The sequence below is a fragment of the Delftia sp. JD2 genome, assembly GCF_001682645.1.
Taxonomy (GTDB): Bacteria; Pseudomonadota; Gammaproteobacteria; order Burkholderiales; family Burkholderiaceae_C; genus Comamonas; species Comamonas acidovorans.
The window spans coordinates 1-391 of sequence record NZ_LFJT01000151.1 but is presented as its reverse complement, the minus strand read 5'-3'; the positions used below and the strand labels follow the sequence as shown (position 1 = coordinate 391).

Below are 391 nucleotides of genomic sequence, written 5' to 3'. Positions count from 1 at the left end.
TATCTTGTCGGTCTCGGTCTTGCCGATGGTCTTGCTGCGGTTCTTGCCGATGGAGATGTTCTCGTCGATGCCGACGTCTTCGTTGCGGTTGTCGCCAATGCTGACCTTCTCGTTGTGGTCCACCCGCTCCGCGCGGTTGTTGTGCACGGTGATGGTCTCGTCGCGGTCCACGGTTTCGGTGCGGTCCCGGTGGATGACGTTGGTCTCGTCCCGGTCCACGGTCTTGCGCCGGTCGTTGCCCACCCATTTGTCCTCGTCGTTCTCGACTTCGGTGAGCTGGTCCTTTTGCGCGTGCAGCCACAGCTGTTCTTGACCGGCCTTGTCCTCGAAGCGGATGGCGTTGGCGTCGCCCGGGCCGTTCTTCATGCCCGCGCCTGCGGCGCCGCCCTTG

At 63.4% G+C, this 391-nt stretch carries 1 pseudogene; it reads right to left on the bottom strand.

Going from position 1 to position 391, the window contains the following annotated elements:
* Positions 1 to 391: pseudogene (locus ACM14_RS30245) on the bottom strand (type VI secretion system tip protein VgrG); the annotation flags it as partial.